Below are 3,759 nucleotides of genomic sequence, written 5' to 3' on the forward strand. Positions count from 1 at the left end.
TTTGTTGTTTTTCGGGAAACGAAGCGAAAAAATAAGTACATTTTACCGTTCAAAGAGGTATTCTGCCTTACACTCTTTTTGGGATACTACCTTTATATGCCAAAAGCAAATATTACAAGCGTATTAAAAAAAGAATGGATAACAAAATTAAATGTAGTTTATCCAAAGATTAAGTTTGAAATAATAGCTTTGGAAGACTTTATTAAATGAAATATTATGAAGAAGTTGAAAATAGGAAGGAATAGCTTTATATATATCCGCAAGACGTCTGGAACTATTAGCTATCGGAAATGGGTAGAGTATATTGAACAGAATCGTGAGTATTTTATTTGGTACGAAAATACGACTAAAGGACAAACGATTCAGAAAAAAGTTGATGAGTTTTCAGAAGATATTCGACCAGCAATTCTATATATGCTTAATAAGTCGAATGTGTATTGTACCAACAAGCTATCTAAAAACTATTGGGATTGCGTTGTTACATACATAAATAGTGGAGAACTTTCTGTTTCTTTAGAAAAAAGAATTAGTAAGAAAATCGCAGCAAAATTATTAGAAATGGCTGAATATTTAGATGCAAAAATTGTCATTGATGAGAAATATCTATTCGAAAGTGTTGATCAACTAACATGGTAGTCGTTAATCTACACTGAAGACTGGTGATGACACTGCTATTAATGAAGTAAAGAAAAATTATTGGACAATATTTTAAAGTTGACAGAGGCCTATCACTTTTATACAATATAAAGAATAAATAAAAATGCAATATGCTAAAAGTTGGAGAGCGTAAACATTATGGAGTCCACGGATTTCCAAATATGAGTTGTAACTCTTAAAACAAATATAATTAAGGCAGAATACTTAAATATGTATGGTGAAGTTCAGAATGAATGAGAGACCTGATATGAGAGATAATTTCTATAAAATAGTATCTTGCCGAAAGTAAGTGTTTAATCTAAGTAAATAAGCGACGAGACAGTTATACAGAGTATTTGGTACAATATTGAATAAAAATAGATGAGCTGGAATAGACATACAAAACTATTTAGCTTGTGCGTAATGCATAAGCTACTCTTTGCGTGTATTATTCTGAATACCATCGTTGGTCTCAACTGTCAAGTAGCTGTTGCACAGGTACGTTATCCTGTTCATGGGACGGTGCAAGTGCTTCCTCCCTATGGGCTGTATTTGTCTGACTATTATGGTGGTAGCCAGGATCGCCTTGTCGTGACACTTCTCAATCGAGACTTGGAGCAGCCGTTGTTGCAGGCACGTCTGCGAGTGCGGGTGAAAAACGGGATGAACTTCAGCCTTGAGTCTCGTGATGAGATCGTCTATCCTATCCTTGAGCTCTCCCCCAATGTTCCTCTCCGCTTCACTTCTATAGATATAGCCCCATATCTACAACCTGACCACATCCGTCTGAGTGGTCGATTAGACAACGGCCGTCTACCGGTGGGTATGACAGAGTTCTCCGTACAGGTTGTAGAATACCATACCGGTCGCCCTCTCTCTGCATGGCATACCGGAAGAGCTTGGTTAGATATCAAAAATCCTCCTATCCTCAATTACCCTCGCCCCAATGAGGTTATTCCTTATCACGAGCCCTTTACTCAGGTACAGTTCCAATGGATGCCACGTCATCAGGGAGTATCGGGTACCGAATACGAATTTGTGCTAAAAGAGCTGCCCGATAATGGTATAGCTACTCAGTCTGCATTTGCCTATGGTATAGAGATCTACCGTACCAGACAGCGACAGACAGGCCTCTCCTATAGTGTCATGCAGCCACTGTCAATATAAATAGAATAAGTAATTCATAGAGATAATGTTAAAGAGCGAAAAGAAAAAATATGTTTTTAAGCAATTAGATCAGTTGCTCAAGCCACAAGGGTATCGTGCAACTAAGACGGGTGGGGCCCCCTACTATATGTTGGATAAAGATAATGCGAAATATAAGTTTTATCTTAACTTTAGTGATATGGGAGATTTATATTTCTCAAAATATTATATTGAATTAAAAGAAGTGACGAAAATACTAAAGCGAGTATTTGATTTAGACAATCCTTTGATCGATTTTAGACAAGCGAATATTCATCCAACCATTAATGACAAAAGCAAAAATCCATTTATCTACAAAATAATTGACAATTACCGTGAACTAAAGATATTTACCGATTGGGTAATAGACTATTTAGAAAACGATGGTAAGCAATTTATTGAGACATATTCCTATCTGCCAAATGTGCTAAAAAGAATGGATGAACTTGTTGCATTTGGAGAATATTGGACTGGAATACTTTGTGGTGGAGTTCCACATCTTTTTGAAGGGCTTATTATTTCAAAATTATGTAATGATCCAAAGATGGATGAGAAAATCGAATATGTGGATAAAATTTTTTCCACAAAAGATATCTCAGAATACCTACCAAATTACATTAAACTGAAGGAACAATTACCATCCATTCAACCCCTTTATAATGTTTGATAATAGGGGAAATCTATACTTTATAGGTCTATCTTTGTTGTTTTTCGGGAAACGAAGCGAAAAAAGTACATTCGCAATTCAAAGGAGCATTCAGCCTTACACTCTTTTGGGGATACTACCGTATAAAGTGGGTGTTTAATCATGTATCCGAAAAATTATACAGAAAAGGTGGTATTCATGAAAAACTATCCATAGCAATGGAAAATAAAAATATTGTTGGGCGATATGTTTTCGCGATAGATAAAAGCGATGGGACAAGTTATTTTGTTAAACTTTCAAATGATTTTTGATTATGAGAAATTTGGCGGATATTAATTTTAGTAGCAAAGAAAGAGAAAAACGTTTTTTGACTTACTATTCATTGACTAGTAGTGGAGTTGAAAGATTAAACCAGGACAATTTGATATTTGCTCTATATTCTTTTTTTGAAGAACATAGTCTAACTAAAGCCAAACAATATTTATATAATTGTGGTTTGTTAAGTGCATTTGATATTATTGAGTTTAACGACAGTCAGTTCGTGTATATGCGCTCTATAGGTTATGCCATGTTGAGCGATAATATTCCATTTCTAAAGGAGCGGTTCGCTCATCTTACCTTTACAGACTTCTATCTAGACGATAACACCAGAGAAAGAATAGACCGTACGATGGAGGATCATGTATTGGCAGGCGATGACGGTTGTGTATTTGTTCATACAGTTCAGCAGTTCATATTGGGCAATGAGGAATTGATACAAAGGAATATTGAGATAATGGAAAGAGTGTGGTTTGATGGTAAAAATCAGAACAACACAATGCAATATGATGTAAACTTCTTCAAGGCACTACTTAAAAAGGACAAGGAGAAATGTGAAGTGATTCTACAGGAAATGGTCAGTCCGAAGATTCATCAGAAACGAAATGACGATCCTCTCCTAAAAAAGTATATCTCAATGCCGGCGCTTGGATATGCCAAGCTCGCATGGATACTGGGTATGGAAGTGGAAATTAAGAGCAAGCTTATTCCGAAAGCTCTACTTCCAGTACAGCCATTAGAAAAATATGAAGTACCCTACGACTTCTTAGAAAGTATCGCTTTTTATGATTAGATAAGAAATTGTGTCTTCTCTGTCCTCTCCTGAAATAGTAGACACATAAACCATGCGAAATTATGGCAGAAAAGAATCGCAAGAGTAAAAAGAGAGAAGCTTATGATGATGCTTTTAAGGTCAAGGTGATACGAGAGTACCTAGACACCGGAGAGAACATTAGTAGCCTTGCTACAAGATT

Annotated in this window: 5 protein-coding genes; all 5 read left to right on the forward strand. The window is 35.8% G+C overall.

The window, feature by feature from the left end; all coding sequences use genetic code 11:
• The coding region (locus tag QVO39_RS03645) for a hypothetical protein (protein WP_288171727.1) at positions 1-210 on the forward strand (210 nt) is incomplete at its 5' end.
• A 6-nt stretch (positions 211-216) separates the two neighbouring features.
• A complete protein-coding gene (locus QVO39_RS03650) occupies positions 217-636 on the forward strand; it encodes a hypothetical protein (RefSeq protein ID WP_021903053.1) in 420 nt (139 codons plus the stop codon).
• Between the two features lie 381 nt (positions 637-1,017).
• Positions 1,018-1,803, forward strand: a complete 786-nt coding sequence (locus QVO39_RS03655; protein ID WP_021903054.1) for a hypothetical protein — start codon at positions 1,018-1,020, stop codon at positions 1,801-1,803.
• 25 nt (positions 1,804-1,828) lie between these two features.
• Positions 1,829-2,488 (forward strand): hypothetical protein, encoded by a 660-nt coding sequence (locus tag QVO39_RS03660; RefSeq protein ID WP_021903055.1) that lies wholly within the window; start codon positions 1,829-1,831, stop codon positions 2,486-2,488.
• 292 nt (positions 2,489-2,780) lie between these two features.
• Positions 2,781-3,578, forward strand: coding sequence for an immunity 49 family protein (locus tag QVO39_RS03665; protein ID WP_021903056.1), 798 nt, complete (start codon positions 2,781-2,783; stop codon positions 3,576-3,578).
• Positions 3,579-3,759 lie beyond the last annotated feature (181 nt).

It is taken from the genome of Porphyromonas sp. CAG:1061, assembly GCF_000435035.1.
Lineage (GTDB): Bacteria > Bacteroidota > Bacteroidia > Bacteroidales > Porphyromonadaceae > Porphyromonas_A > Porphyromonas_A somerae.

What these genes read in the sequence shown, in the direction of transcription:
- QVO39_RS03650 (WP_021903053.1), top strand. Translation starts at nt 217, where the DNA reads ATGAAGAAGTTGAAAATAGGAAGGAATAGCTTTATATATATCCGCAAG.
- QVO39_RS03655 (WP_021903054.1), top strand. Translation starts at nt 1,018, where the DNA reads ATGAGCTGGAATAGACATACAAAACTATTTAGCTTGTGCGTAATGCAT.
- QVO39_RS03660 (WP_021903055.1), top strand. Translation starts at nt 1,829, where the DNA reads ATGTTAAAGAGCGAAAAGAAAAAATATGTTTTTAAGCAATTAGATCAG.
- QVO39_RS03665 (WP_021903056.1), top strand. Translation starts at nt 2,781, where the DNA reads ATGAGAAATTTGGCGGATATTAATTTTAGTAGCAAAGAAAGAGAAAAA.